Annotated in this window: 13 protein-coding genes and 1 riboswitch; of the genes, 1 reads left to right on the top strand and 12 read right to left on the bottom strand. The window is 40.9% G+C overall.

Translation table 11 applies throughout. The features are described 5' to 3' along the window. Positions 1-62: 62 nt before the first annotated feature. The 9 genes from M3600_RS13715 to M3600_RS13675 all read right to left on the bottom strand — a co-directional run bounded on the left by M3600_RS13715 (position 63) and on the right by M3600_RS13675 (position 9735). Entirely contained in the window at positions 63-1259 is a 1197-nt protein-coding gene (locus tag M3600_RS13715) for a branched-chain amino acid ABC transporter substrate-binding protein (protein WP_233316370.1), read from the bottom strand. A gap of 314 nt (positions 1260-1573) precedes the next feature. After that, on the bottom strand, positions 1574-2098 hold the full coding sequence (locus tag M3600_RS13710; RefSeq protein ID WP_233316369.1) for an acyl-CoA thioesterase: 525 nt from the start codon (positions 2096-2098) through the stop codon (positions 1574-1576). Positions 2099-2142: 44 nt separating this feature from the next. Next, positions 2143-3678, bottom strand: coding sequence for a sensor histidine kinase (locus M3600_RS13705; RefSeq protein ID WP_251646412.1), 1536 nt, complete (start codon positions 3676-3678; stop codon positions 2143-2145). Then, positions 3617-4306, bottom strand: coding sequence for a response regulator transcription factor (locus M3600_RS13700; protein WP_237940717.1), 690 nt, complete (start codon positions 4304-4306; stop codon positions 3617-3619). Before M3600_RS13700 ends, M3600_RS13705 begins: the two co-directional genes overlap by 62 nt. 116 nt (positions 4307-4422) lie before the next feature. Continuing rightward, on the bottom strand, positions 4423-5601 hold the full coding sequence (locus tag M3600_RS13695; protein WP_237940716.1) for an ABC transporter permease: 1179 nt from the start codon (positions 5599-5601) through the stop codon (positions 4423-4425). Then, positions 5598-6299, bottom strand: coding sequence for an ABC transporter ATP-binding protein (locus tag M3600_RS13690; protein ID WP_245399834.1), 702 nt, complete (start codon positions 6297-6299; stop codon positions 5598-5600). Before M3600_RS13690 ends, M3600_RS13695 begins: the two co-directional genes overlap by 4 nt. Next, complete coding sequence (locus M3600_RS13685) at positions 6299-7300, bottom strand: efflux RND transporter periplasmic adaptor subunit (RefSeq protein WP_233316365.1); 1002 nt, start codon at positions 7298-7300, stop codon at positions 6299-6301. Before M3600_RS13685 ends, M3600_RS13690 begins: the two co-directional genes overlap by 1 nt. 217 nt (positions 7301-7517) lie before the next feature. Then, entirely contained in the window at positions 7518-8771 is a 1254-nt protein-coding gene (locus M3600_RS13680; protein WP_233316364.1) for a M20/M25/M40 family metallo-hydrolase, read from the bottom strand. 136 nt (positions 8772-8907) lie between these two features. Continuing rightward, positions 8908-9735 (bottom strand): SAM hydrolase/SAM-dependent halogenase family protein, encoded by an 828-nt coding sequence (locus M3600_RS13675; protein WP_311315912.1) that lies wholly within the window; start codon positions 9733-9735, stop codon positions 8908-8910. Between the two features lie 178 nt (positions 9736-9913). Then, positions 9914-9958: riboswitch (PreQ1 riboswitch) on the top strand. 7 nt (positions 9959-9965) lie between these two features. On the opposite strand from M3600_RS13675, the gene M3600_RS13670 reads away from it, so the two are divergent. Then, positions 9966-10487 carry a QueT transporter family protein gene (locus M3600_RS13670; protein ID WP_237940715.1) on the top strand — a complete coding sequence of 174 codons (522 nt, stop codon included), beginning with the start codon at positions 9966-9968 and terminating at the stop codon, positions 10485-10487. Positions 10488-10528: 41 nt separating this feature from the next. On the opposite strand, the gene M3600_RS13665 is transcribed toward M3600_RS13670, so the two are convergent. From M3600_RS13665 to M3600_RS13655, 3 genes are read right to left on the bottom strand one after another with little or no spacing between them, the layout of a single operon-like run. Next, positions 10529-11008 carry a GNAT family N-acetyltransferase gene (locus tag M3600_RS13665; protein WP_251646410.1) on the bottom strand — a complete coding sequence of 160 codons (480 nt, stop codon included), beginning with the start codon at positions 11006-11008 and terminating at the stop codon, positions 10529-10531. 18 nt (positions 11009-11026) lie between these two features. Next, on the bottom strand, positions 11027-12106 hold the full coding sequence (locus M3600_RS13660) for a toxic anion resistance protein (RefSeq protein WP_237940713.1): 1080 nt from the start codon (positions 12104-12106) through the stop codon (positions 11027-11029). Beyond that, the gene (locus M3600_RS13655) at positions 12103-12762 is read right to left on the bottom strand and encodes a 5-bromo-4-chloroindolyl phosphate hydrolysis family protein (RefSeq protein WP_233316360.1); all 660 of its coding nucleotides are present in this window, start codon (positions 12760-12762) and stop codon (positions 12103-12105) included. The genes M3600_RS13660 and M3600_RS13655 overlap by 4 nt, the downstream gene beginning before the upstream one ends. Positions 12763-13009: the final 247 nt, after the last annotated feature.

The following is a 13009-nucleotide window of genomic DNA, read 5'->3' as shown; positions in this document are numbered from 1 at the left end:
TTCTAAAAATATGCCGTCCTTTTCTAGAAGATTGGCACATCTTTTAAAAGAATTTGCAAGGCTTATTGAGAGATCTCACCGTCTAATGTTGCCGGGTAAGAAGCTTCATCAAATTTATAAATGAATATTTTAGCGTACTTGTTATCTCCTTTTTCATCAAAGCCTACCTCTGTTACAACACCTTTATAATCCTGTGTTCCGCGTACTGCCTCTGTCACTGCCTCTCGTGTAGGCATTTTGCCGTCATTTTCTTCAATGGCTTTTTCAATGCCTGCAAGCAAAACCCCGGCACTGTCATAAGCATATGCTGAATATGATTCAATTGATTTATTAAAGGCTGCTTTATAGTCGTCCGCAAACTTTGTGCCTTCTTCTGTTTTTGTCGTATCGCCTGCAACAGATGTCAGGAATGTGTTTTTGACAGCGTCACCGGCAATTTCAACAAATGCAGATGAATCAAGGCCGTCTCCACCCATAAATGGAATATCTAGGCCTTTTTCACGAGCTTGCTTTACAAGGATGCCACCCTCGGCATACAGCCCTCCATAATAAATCATGTCCGGCTGTTTAGAAGTAACTTGATTTAGAACTCCATTGAAGTCCTTCTCCCCGACCGTGATTCCCTCAAATCCTACAATTTCAGCTCCCATCTCCTCTGCAGCACCTCTAAAGGCCTCAGCCAATCCTGAGCCATAAGCGGTTTTGTCTTGAATAATAAATATTTTCTTTGCTCCTAATGTGTTTATCGCATATTCAGCACCAGCTGGGCCTTGGAAGTCATCACGGGCAACTACTCGGCTGACTGTCTCCAAGTTACGGTCCGTAAAATCTGTTGCTGTACTTGCAGGAGAAATACTGATAAGTTTATTATTTTCATACACTTCAGATGCTGGGATGGACACACCTGAATTTAAATGGCCGACAACACCTAGCACCGCTTGGTCTGCTGCTACCAGCTGAGCATTAGCCACCCCTTTTTTCGGATCGCCTTGGTCATCTTGTGCCTCCAGCTTCAGCTCGAAGCCCAAATCAGCGAATTTGTCCTGTTGCTGATCGATTGCCAATTGTGCTCCCAGCTTGATCGCTTCCCCTAATGTGGCACTTCCGCCAGATAGAGGTGATTGTGTAACAATCTTAATTACCTGTTTTCCTCCATCACTGTCTCCTGAGGAGTCAGAGCTGGAAGAAGCACATCCACTTAAAAACCCAAGTGCTAAAGTAGCTGTCATTGCGATTGATAATGCCTTTTTGGATAACATAGTTCTCCTCCTATTTGCTATGTACTTTTTTAAAGCGGTATTGCAAACAGATAACCTCTTCTGGCAGATGTGCCATCATTAGCTATACTTATGTAAGGATTATAATCTCGGATGAAACAAGTGTCTTTCATATTGTCAGATAATCTAACGGCATATTTTCAAAATTTTTTTATTTCCAGACATATGTTTTATTTCTCGAAATAACTGGTCTTTTCTTTACTTCTTTCCATTTAATAAAACAAGCTTCCCATTGTGCTTATCAACATTGTTAAACACAAAAAAACAGAAGGCTTATTTCGCCTTCTGTTTTTCATTTAAATCCACGGAGCATCTGTTTTAACCACTTTCGCAAATGCTTTGCTGTGCTCTCTTCTGTCTTTTCTTACTCTAACCCGCTGTTCTGCTGTATTAAAAAGCATATGCTCTTCCTCAGATTGAGGAACTACCTGTGGAATCCTTGTTGGCTTTCCTTCCTCATCAAGAGCTACAAATGTCAAAAATGACGTTGCGGCAAGCTTGCGTTCACCTGTTTTTAAATTTTCTGCCACCACTTTCACAAATACCTCCATTGAGGATTTGCCTGTATGTGTGACATAAGACTCAAGGCAAACCGAATCAGTCGGCCTTATCGGAATTAAAAAATCAACGGAATCGGTGGAAGCTGTAACGACATTGCTTCTAGAATGTCTTGAAGCACTAATTGATGCTACATCGTCAATATAGCTCATCAGCTTTCCGCCAAATAAAGAATTATGATTATTTGTATCAATCGGAAAGATTCTGCTTGTCTTTACTACTAATGAATCTTTGCAAAATTTCTCTTTGGGCATATTCAACATGCTGCACTCCTTTTGATGCCTTTCATGACGGGAAGATAAATATTTTAGTTGCTTTCTTCTTTCCATAATGGCAATTTCAATAAAAACATTGTAGTAGAACCATTGGATTTTTGTAAAGATAAAAGCCCTCCAAGCGCTTTTGCCAAAAGCAGGCTGTATGGCAATCCTAATCCAAGTCCACGCTCTACGTCCTTCTTGTTTTTTCCCCTGTAGAAGCGCTCAAAAATAAAATGCTGCTCCTCAACAGGAATACCATATCCATTATCCTCGACCGTAATTAAGACGTTGTCATTGTCATATTTAAGGCTGACTGACAGTTCTGCATCAGCCTTGCCTTTAATGGCATGAAGGCTGTTATTAAGCAGATTGACCACGATTTGCTGCAAGCGGACACTGTCGATATTGGCGAACACTTGCTTTTCCATACTAGTATAGGTTACCTTCACATCTTTTAACGCATCTGCATGGACAATTTCCCACTGATAGATAATTTCTTTAACAGCTGCTTGAATATTTGTCTTCTCGAAATGGACTCTAATAGATCCTGCACTAAAGCTGTTAAAATCAAGGAGATCCTCCACCATGCTCTGCAGCCGTTTCGCTTCCTTTAAGCTCATCGCTAAAAACTCTTTTTTTCTGTCATCTGTAATAATATTATCATTCACAGCTTGAACGAGGGCGCTAATAGAAGTAATTGGTGTTTTCAGCTCATGCGTCACACCTGCGAGAAGCTGTGTCCGCAGTCCCTCTAATGTTTGCAGCCTCTTCGTCATTTCATTAAAGGATAATACGAGCTGATGCAGCTCCTTTTCCTGAACATCTTCGTTGAGTCGAATATCATAATTGCCATTCATTAAGTTTTGTGCCGCATTTGCGACTTCCTCCACAGGCTTTGCCAGCTTCTTTGACAAAGAGTAGATTACAAGCCACCCAAGGATGGCAAGACCTGTCAGAAGAAGACCAAGTAATTGATATTCCTCTGTATTAATGCGGAGCTGATCATGGGGCTGGATAATATACACGTTTCCCGCCAACTTATCGTCTTTCAAGATAGGGGCAATTACAACAGATGCCTTTCTGTTATCGCTTAAGGTGATTGTCTCCACAGTTAAATCTTCCACCATATCCAAATCTTCAATCGCAGATGCTTGATCCGTATTATTTGGAGCAGGCTCCTTCATTTCTGACTTAGGGCTGTTCGGCGCCATGTCCTGCATAGGAGAAAGGAGATTTACCTCACCTGATTCAGCCTTAATATAAATGCTCATTGGCTGATAGATGCTTTGCGAATCCTGCCTGTCCTGCATAAATGGAAACCTGACGTCCCAGATATTTTCCAAATCTTCATCGCCTGCTCTTCCTGCTATTTCTTGGGCAACGAACTTCGTCAATTCAAGCCTGTTCGCCAAGGCATTATGGCGGATCCAGAGAATGGAAACTACTCCGATGATGACAAGTCCGACTATTAATGTAAATAAATATCGTTTTGTCCAATAATATAGAAGGGGTGTTTTTTCTTTATTTTTTTTCTTGAATATAGAATTGATAGCCGAGTCCGCGTAATGTTTTAATTTCCCCATATTCTGCATCCCATCCATTCAATAATTTCCTAATTCTTTTAATCGCTAAATCCACCGCCCTGTCACTGCCATCATAATCACTGCCCCATACGTGGTCCAGCAGCTGATCTCTTGTGAAAGTCTGGTTTGGGTTGCCAGCCAAAAAGAGCAGTACAGACAAATCTCTCGGTGTAAACGGAACTTCAATTCCATTTAAAAACACTTGGTGTGATAGATTATTTATTTTCAAGTTTCCATAATAAGTGACATCTTCCTCTGCCTGATATTGCGGGGAGCGGCGCAAAACAGCATGCACCCTTGCTATTACCTCTTCCGCTACAAATGGCTTCGTTATATAATCGTCCGCTCCTGTGTCAAAGCCTTTCAGCTTTTGATCTGTATCGGAAAGTGCAGTAAGCATAATGACAGGACATGCACTTTTTTTGCGGATATGGCCAAGCACTTCCCAGCCATCCATATGGGGCATCATAACATCAAGAAGAACCAATGCCGGCACTGTTTCTTCTATTTTATCTAACGCCTCTTGTCCATTGTATGCATAGCTCACCGCAAAACCTTCCTTCTCAAGGTAAGCTCCAAGCACCATGCTTATTGCCAATTCATCTTCAACAATTAATATATGCTTCATCTCTAATTAGTCCTTTTGTTTTTTACTCATTATACAAGAATAAAGGGATAAAAAACTATCACCTATGAAAAGAGGGTCAGGCTTTTACTATACTAGCAAAAGCCTGACCCTAAATATTACTGATACCTCAAGGCCTCTAACGGGCTTAAGTTTGATGCTTTGTTAGCAGGGAAGATGCCGAATATTATCCCTATTAAGATAGAGAAGGTTACCGAACCTCCGACAATCCACCAAGTGATCTGCATTGTCATATCAAGCATGCTTGACAGCACCTCAGCACTTCCAAGTCCAATCAAGGCACCGAGTATTCCGCCAAATGCACTTAAAACAACCGCTTCAATTAAGAACTGTAACATGATATCTTTTTTCTTCGCTCCAATTGCTTTTCTTATCCCGATTTCCCTTGTTCTTTCTGTAACAGATACAAGCATAATGTTCATGATGCCAATTCCTCCGACAATTAAGGAAATACTTGCGATACCTGCAAGCAGATATGTCATTGTATTGCTGACAGAATCAAGGGCATCAGATACAGAAGATTGATTGCGGACAGAATAGGATGTTTCGTCACCGCCGAATTGGTTGTATAAATCCTGCTCCATTTTTGCCATTCCAATTTCAACAGTATCCTCAGATGTCATTTTAACTGTAGCTGATGTTACATATGTTTGCCCGATAAAGCGCTGTGCTGTTGTAAAAGGAATCAATACTTGATCATCAACAGAGCCTGACAGTTCTTCACCTTGCTCCTCTAGCACACCAATTACTTTAAAAGTTGTGCCATCTATTTTAATAGTCTGGTCAACAGCATTTGAAAAACCAAACAGTTCTGTAGCAACATTGGCGCCTAACACGACGACCTTATTACGGTTATCCAAATCAATATCCATAATGCTGCGCCCAGAGCGGACCGTAATGTCATTTACATCTTCGTAGGAATTGTTAATCCCTGTTACAGTAACACCTTCGCTTGATGTTGTACCGTTTTTCAATGTACTGCTAGTAGAAACCGTCGGTGCTACTGCTTCTACCTCCGACAAATCTTCAAAGGACATGAGTTCATCATATGTGACGACTTCCTCATCGCTTGAATTGCCAGACAGTGATACGGAAACAGTTGTGCTGCCAAGACTGGAAACCTCTTCTGAAACCGATTGGGAAGCACCCATTCCTAAAGAGGTCAAGGCAATTACAGCAGCAACTCCGATAATTATTCCAAGCATCGTCAGAACGGCTCTAAGCTTGTTCATGGTTATATTCTTAAATGATATTTTTATTGCTTGCCCTAATTTCAAGAAACTCCTACCTCCTTTTCCTCCCTGAGTCTTCCATCTTGAATACGGATGACTCTCTTAGCCTGCTTCGCTATTTCAAGATCATGGGTGATTAATATAATTGTATGTCCTTGCTTGTTCAAATCCTTGATTAGCTTCATCACTTCTACTCCTGTCTTACTGTCCAACGCCCCTGTAGGTTCGTCCGCAAGCAGGATCGGCGGGTTGCCGGCAAGAGCGCGGGCAATCGCCACACGCTGCTGCTGGCCACCTGACAATTCAGTCGGCCTATGGCCAGCACGTTCCAGCAATCCTACCTTTTTTAAAGCAGTCAAAGCAACTTCTTTTCGTTCCTTGCTGTTCATTCCTCTGTAAATTAACGGCAGTTCTACATTTTCAAATGCCGATTGCTTCGTCAACAGATTGAATGACTGAAAGATAAAGCCAATCTTATGATTTCTTACATCTGCTAACTGTTTGCTTTTTAATTGAAAGACATTTTGCCCATCAAGGAAGTATTCGCCAGAATCTGGTGTATCCAGACAGCCGATCATATTCATCAAGGTCGATTTGCCTGACCCTGATGGACCGATGATGGCAATAAAGTCGCCCTTATTAATAGAGAAGCTCACATTATCCAGTGCCTTGACCGTTTCTCCGCCAAGTGTATATTGCTTATTTAAGTTCTTAATTTCTACAATTCTATTTTCTTCAATCATTACTGGTTAGCACCTCCGCCGCCGAAGCCGCCTGATGGCATTTGCCCTCCGCTTGGCATTTGTCCGCCTGATGGCATTTGCCCTCCGCCTGGCATGCCCTGCTGGCTGCTGCTGTCACTGCTTGATTCAAATGTTGGCAGAACAACTGTAGTTCCTTCTTCTAATCCACTTGTAATTTCAGCAACATCTTCATTTTCCAAACCTACTTCTACAGTCTGCTTTGTTGTTGCTGTTGCTGTTGAACCTTCCTCAGTTGTTGAAGATCCAGACGGGATTAGAACATAATATTCATCATCTTCTTTTTGTACTGCTTCGACTGGAACTGTTACTACATCTGTTTTACTGTCCGTTGTGATAGTTGCTTCTGCTGTCATCCCAACTAATAATCCAGAAGGTTTTTTAACTTTTACTGTTACCTCGTATTTTGCCACACTAGAACCTTCAGATGAAGTTGCCTCTTTTGCAACATTCGTTACTTCACCTGTAAATTCTTTGTCTTCTAAAGCACTTACTGTAATCGTAGCTTCTTGTCCTTTCTCAACTTTAGAAATATCAAGCTCGTCCACATTTACAACCATTTCTAAATTATCATAGTCTGTTTCTGTCAATACTTCTGTTCCCATTGAAACACTGTCGCCTTCTTCTACATTAAGCGCCGTAATTTCACCAGAGAAAGAAGCTGTAATCGGGTCAAGCGTATCATCTTCAAATGTAACAAGTTCATCTCCTTCTTCGACTTCATCTCCAACTGCTACATTCACCTCATCGACTGTTGCATTGCCGACAGAGGTTACTGCCTCTGTATTAATAGCTGCTATGCTGCCAGTTCCGCTCACATTAATTTCTACATCCCCAACTTCTGCAGCAGCGGTTTGTGTTGTTGCCTGTGCAGCTACTTGCTGCGTATCATTTTTTGTGAAATAAAAGTAGGAACCAAAACCTCCACCAATTACTACAACAATAACTCCGCTAACGATCCATTTCTTTATGCTTTTCTTCATCCTTCTTCTCATCCTCTTTCTTGTTATATTTTATATGCTTAACTTGCATTTTTTCTTAGTTCCAATAGGCTTGTGCCTCTTACAAGTAATAGAATATAAAAGAAATGTGTCAGGAATAAGTCGAGGGAAATATTTTTTAAAAGTTTCCCAAAAAATTTTTAGGAACGGCTTTTTACACTCAAAAAAAGCAGAGAAACTTAGTTCTCTGCTTTATCTATTATTTCTTTGATAGTAATGGTGCTGTTACATCTCTCATTCCTACTAGTCCTAATATCGTCAAAAAGATATTTTGCGGTCCGATATGGGCATCTGTTGGATCGAAATACTCCTCTAAAGTGTGAAAACCGCCGCTGTTACTACCACCGCCACCTAATGTCACAGCAGGAATGCCAAGGCTGATCGGTACATTGGAATCTGTGCTGAAGGCTTGTGACAGCACAGGGTTCAAACCGAGAGAAGCTGCTGCAGCAATCGTTGTCTGCACTATTTCTCCTTCTGGGCTTTGTGCGCCTGCCGGTCTGTCACCTACCTGCTTAATTGTCACTTCAATCGCTGTCTTTTCACTGTTCCAGCGATTGTTCTCCTCTTCTGCCGAGTTGTGGAGAATATCCATGACCTGCTCTTCGAGACGAATAAGCTCTTCTGCAGAATTAGAACGCATATCAAGCATCATGCTGGCTTCTTCGGCAATTGTATTTACTGAAGTGCCGCCTGTTATCGTACCGACATTAAAGGTTGTTTTCGGTTCGTCAGGCGTTTTTATATCACCGATTTTACTGATTGCTCTGCCGAGTGCATGAATCGGGCTCGGGATACCAAAGTCGCCAAAGCTGTGGCCTCCTGATCCTTTATAAGTAATGTGGAAACGATGGCTTCCTGTCCCGAGATAGGTAATGCGCTCCGGATGCCCAGGCTCGATGGAAATAAAGCCGTCTATATCCGTCCTGTCCGCAAACAAGCCCTTTACTCCTCTCAAGTCGCCGAGTCCTTCCTCTCCCACTGTTGCTCCAAAAATAATATCGCCTTCTGTCTGAATGTTTGTCTCATTAAATGCTCGCACCAGTGTTAGTACAGCTGCAAGCCCGCGGCCATCATCAGAAATTCCCGGAGCAAACACCTTGCCATTCTCTCTTCTGACAACTATATCTGTCCCATTCGGAAAAACAGTATCCAAGTGAGCACATACGAAAATTCTTGGACCTTTACCAGTGCCAGGGCGAATTCCAAACACATTGCCGTGTCTGTCTTCCTGAATATCGTCAAGACCAAGAAGCTCCAGCTTCGCCTTATAAACCCTGCCTCTTTCCGCTTCCATAAAAGAAGGCGCCGGTATTTTTGTGAGCTCAATCTGCTCCTCCAGCGTTGCATCTGCATCCTTTAGCAAATACTCCAACCCTTTTTGCACAAGGGAATGTTCCAGCAATTGATCAAATACACCTTTCGTTTTCACAGCAGCAACTTGTTCTCTCAAAAATTACCCCTTCTTTCATTTATTTCGTTTTACAAAATAGAATATTTTTATTATATTCTAAATTTTCTATAAATACTATCTTTCTTTTATAAAAACAAAAAAACCAGACCGCTATAAACGCGTCTGGTTATCTTATTTATTTCTCTACTAGTATTCTCCACTCATTGCCTGTTCCTAAATTATATCTGTTTGCCATCGACTTCTGGTTAATAGCGAGACTGAAATAATGAAGAGAATTCAAGTAGGCAATAGGTTCGCCAATAGCAGCGTCAGCAAAAGAATGACCAAAAAGAACTTTATCCTTGAAGATTTCTTCCTTATTATAATTGATTGTGACAGTTAATGTATCTCCATATTTTACTCCGCTTTGTTTTACCATAGACGCCGGGATATTCGTCCATATATTTCCGAACCGATTATCATGTATTTCAATAATGCCATTAAGCTCATTATTAGCCAGTACCGCTTTTACAACAGGCAATGTTACAACTGCTTCCTTTTCTGTGGAGTGTCCGATATCTTGGTAGCTTATTTGTCCTGAAGCAAGTCTCGCACCTGTATAGGCATAAATATCTCTGCCATGAAAAGTGTATGACTCACCGCTGTTTGGAAGGCGATTCTTTGTTTCATCAAGCACGCGAACTTCTTCTATTGCATGAAGCATATGTGTAATCGTGCCATTGTCAGGCGTGATTATGTAATGGCCTTCTAAAGTTTTTACAACGATACTCTTTCTGTCTGATCCAACGCCTGGATCTACTACAGAAACAAATACAGTTCCTTTCGGCCAGTAAGACACAGTTTGTAGAAGGCGATAAGAAGCCTCCCATATATTAAAAGGGGGAATATCATGTGTCAGGTCAAAAATGCGCAAATCAGGTTGAACGGAATTGGCCACTCCATACATAGCTGAAACGGCTCCGTCACTTAAACCAAAGTCAGATTGCAATACTAATGCTTTCACTAAATCACCATTCCTCTCAAAGCTGCATTTTACAATTGGCTAATATTTATTATATGTGTGAAGAGAAAACATATTATGCACACCACAGTGCGTAGGGCTATTAATTATATTAGGATAAAATTATATTGACTCACATACCCTTTTAATGTAGGATTATTGTTTGGTTTTATAATATTTTCATATCGTGGTTCGTAACCATCCCACGTAAAAAAACTAAGGGAGAGAAAAAAATGAATACAAAAACACTTGCAGTAAACGGTGTGATTGCAGCATTGTACATTGCTGTCACTGTTGCAATTGCTCCATTCGGCTTTACGAATGTCCAGTTTCGCTTATCCGAAATGTTTAATCATCTTGTTGTCTTCAATAAGAAATACATTTACGGAATAGTTGCTGGAGTATTTCTAGCTAATTTATTCTTTTCGCCAATGGTTCCTTATGACCTTATATTTGGTGTTGGCCAGTCTATTATCAGTTTGCTTATTACCATAGTAGTTGGTCGCTATGTAAAAAACATTGTTAAGCGTATGATTATTAATACTATCGTGTTTACCTTCACGATGTTTATTATTGCCTTTGAATTGCATTTAGCATTGGACTTTCCATTCTGGGCAACATGGCTTACAACAGCAGTCGGCGAATTTGTCGTCCTTGCAGTCGGGATTCCGATCATCTACGTTATCAATAAGCGAGTTGATTTTGCTTCCTTGATAAATGGAACGAAAAGAACTTATTCTCCATCAAGAGATTAAAATATAACAAAATCACCTTAAAGATTTTAGGGTGATTTTTTTTATATGTTCTTGTGTAAAACCAGCTGGTGGCCGGCACTTCCGGCAGCACGCAGTCCTCTGTCTGCAAAGCCTGCCTTCTCATAAACATGCTGTGCAGCCTCATTGTCCTCGTTAACGGCAAGAATCAGTTCATCTGCAGAAGGAAATGAGCCCTTTATGAACTCAGGAAGTTGCTTTAGCATGCTTCCAGCAAATCCTCTACCTTGGTAACTTGCTTCAATCGAATAGGCGCGCAGCAATATGGCGTTCTTATTGCTGTGGTATTCCATCACACCTTTCCCTTTATGCAGAACGAAAAAACCTGCAAGCTGCAAATCCCATAGCAGCAGAAACGGATATCTATCTTTATCTGTGTCACATTGTTCCATTGCAGCAAGAGGCATGGCCGTCCACTGCTCCTGCCCCTTTTTCAAGCGGTAATTTTTTAAAAGTATCCGATTCGCATCAGTGCATGGAACGATCTTAAGCTTTGCTTCCATCTTTACCACTCCTGCCTGCTATTTATCAAGCTGAATGACCGTTTTTAATTCGTGTTCCGCCTGCTGTCTTGTTTGGCTGCCGTCTACCTGGATGGCGATTGTTTCTTCAATTGCAGACAAAAGCTTTTGCTGAGTTTCTTTCAGTTCAGCAATCTCTAGGATTTGCCCCTGACTGCCGCTTGCATTCATACGGATCATTTCTGTGTTCTTTTCAATAATATTACCTGTGGCGTTGCGGAGACTGCTTTCTGTTTCCATTGCATGCTTTTGCCTCAATAATGTTAATGCAATGGACAGTTGATTTCTCCACAGGGGAATTGCTGTCATAATGGAAGACTGGATTTTCTCCACAACGGTCTGGTTTGTTTGCTGAATCAGTCTGATTTGAGGTGCTGTCTGGATGGTAATTTGTCTGCTGATTTTTAAATCGTAGATGCGTTTCTCCAACCTTTCAGCAAAGTCCTCCATATCCTCTGCCTCCTGCATTTTCATTTCGTCCTGAAGCTCTAATGCAAGCTTTCTCTTGTCTGGGATTATTTGCTCCTTTACCTCTGCAAGCTTTGTTTCTGCAGCTGCAATCAGTATATTTAGATCATGGAAATACTTTTTGTTGCTTTCATAAAGCTGCTCCAGCAAATGAATATCTGAGATAAGCAAATTTTTGCTTCTTGTAAGCCTTACGCTAATCCTGTCAATCTGAGCACTTGTTTTTTGATATTGAGACAGTATCTCCTGCACAGAAGACTTTGCTCTACCGAAAAGACGAGAAAACAGCCCCTTCTTTTTAACCGATAATTCATCAGGATTGATGTCATCAAGCCGCACCATTAAATCCTTCATAATACTGCTTACTTCTCCTACATCCTTTCTTTGGACATGGTCAATCATCGTCTGTGAAAAAGTAAGGAGCCGTTTTTGCGCATCATGTCCGAAATTTATCAGGGCATGATGACTGGACCAATCGAGGCTATCGGCAAGCGCTTTCGCTTCAAGCTGCTCTTGTTCAGATAAAACAGGAAAAAGGCGATGTGAATTCGCCTTTTCTGCAGGACTATTCTGCAAGCTCTCGTTTAATTGAATTTCATCCCTTTCGGTCATTTTAACCTCCTGCTTTCATCAATTGGCTTATTATCTAATTTCTTGCTGTCCAAAGTATGACGAACTACATCCATCTCGAAATGCAAGTCATCGATGTCATCTGCAAGAATCTCATGAAGATCCTCCTCCAGTGTGAATGACAGCTTCTCTAAAGTAATTCTCGTTTCAGTCAGCGTTTCCTGCAAATCATAATTTTTCTTTGGCTGGGCAGAAAGCAAAGCGTATTTTTCCGCTATTTCTACAGCAGAATCCAAATGGGAATAATAGAACTTTTCCGCCTTGTAGAATCTTTTCGGCTCCTGTTTTGTCAAACGGTAGATTTTTTTCGTCACCCTGATAAAATCAATTCTCTTCTTTATAGACGGCAAATGGCGGATTTGTAACATCGCCCGATTAAGCCTCGATATCTTGCTGTTTGCTTCTTTAAGCTGTTTTTGAATAAACTTATACTCTTTTCTTGTCAAAGCATGCTTCTTTAAAAATCTGTGGGAGCTGATTCCATCGGCTAGGAAATAAGCAGCAGTCCCGAGGCCCACCGCATATATGACTGATAGGAAGAAACCTTGATTGAATGCAAACATGCTAACAAACCAAGTCAATATCCCTGTTGGCAGCGCAACACCCGTTCGGATGAGAAAAAGCAAAAATGAGTTCAATTTGATCGACTCCTGACTTTACGTCTTTTATTTTTATACGAACTATGTGAAAAAAAGGTTTCAATTATATTACTCTTATGCTTATACAATAACGGATAAGCAATATTTTTTCCATAGACTTAAAAAGGAATCGCATCTAAGACTTAAGACGTAATTATCATAAAACAGCTCCTTTCCTTATGCATATACGAACTCTCTCAAAAACATGCAAAAAACCCCTCTAAAGAAATATCTTTAGAGGGACTAG

It is taken from the genome of Niallia sp. MER 6, assembly GCF_023714395.1.
In the GTDB taxonomy this organism is placed as follows: domain Bacteria; phylum Bacillota; class Bacilli; order Bacillales; family Cytobacillaceae; genus Niallia.
Note: the sequence above shows the minus strand (reverse complement) of the source record. Positions and strands in the feature narration are given on the sequence as shown.

Excerpts from the sequence above, each read along its gene's own strand:
- M3600_RS13715 (WP_233316370.1), bottom strand. The coding sequence starts at position 1,259 with ATGTTATCCAAAAAGGCATTATCAATCGCAATGACAGCTACTTTAGCA.
- M3600_RS13710 (WP_233316369.1), bottom strand. The coding sequence starts at position 2,098 with ATGTTGAATATGCCCAAAGAGAAATTTTGCAAAGATTCATTAGTAGTA.
- M3600_RS13705 (WP_251646412.1), bottom strand. The coding sequence starts at position 3,678 with ATGGGGAAATTAAAACATTACGCGGACTCGGCTATCAATTCTATATTC.
- M3600_RS13700 (WP_237940717.1), bottom strand. The coding sequence starts at position 4,306 with ATGAAGCATATATTAATTGTTGAAGATGAATTGGCAATAAGCATGGTG.
- M3600_RS13690 (WP_245399834.1), bottom strand. The coding sequence starts at position 6,299 with ATGATTGAAGAAAATAGAATTGTAGAAATTAAGAACTTAAATAAGCAA.
- M3600_RS13685 (WP_233316365.1), bottom strand. The coding sequence starts at position 7,300 with ATGAAGAAAAGCATAAAGAAATGGATCGTTAGCGGAGTTATTGTTGTA.
- M3600_RS13670 (WP_237940715.1), top strand. The coding sequence starts at position 9,966 with ATGAATACAAAAACACTTGCAGTAAACGGTGTGATTGCAGCATTGTAC.
- M3600_RS13665 (WP_251646410.1), bottom strand. The coding sequence starts at position 11,008 with ATGGAAGCAAAGCTTAAGATCGTTCCATGCACTGATGCGAATCGGATA.
- M3600_RS13660 (WP_237940713.1), bottom strand. The coding sequence starts at position 12,106 with ATGACCGAAAGGGATGAAATTCAATTAAACGAGAGCTTGCAGAATAGT.